This is a genomic window from Paralimibaculum aggregatum, assembly GCF_030270585.1.
Classification (GTDB): Bacteria; Pseudomonadota; Alphaproteobacteria; order Rhodobacterales; family Rhodobacteraceae; genus Thermohalobaculum; species Thermohalobaculum aggregatum.
Window position 1 is genome coordinate 1 of the sequence record NZ_BSYI01000174.1, and the last position, 288, is coordinate 288.

Below are 288 nucleotides of genomic sequence, written 5' to 3' on the forward strand. Positions count from 1 at the left end.
TATCGCGAGGAGATCGACGCACATCGCGGGAGCACGGCGGCAGACCGGGCGCGGACATCGCGGGAACTCGCGGCGGTCGTGCGCAAGCTCGACGGCCTCTACGACGCCATCGCCGACGGGCTGCGCACGCCGGGCCTGAAGGCAAGGCTCGAGACGCTGGAGGCCCGCAGGACCGAGCTGGAAGCAACGCTTGCCGCAGAGCCGCCGTCTCCGGTCCGCCTGCATCCGAACCTGGCGGAGCTCTACAGGAAGAGGGTGGCGGCGCTCGGCGCGGGCCTCGCCGATCCC

Annotated in this window: 1 pseudogene; it reads left to right on the forward strand. The window is 72.2% G+C overall.

Features of this window, described 5'->3' with window-relative positions:
* Positions 1-288, forward strand: a pseudogene (locus QSJ97_RS24830) (recombinase family protein); the annotation flags it as partial.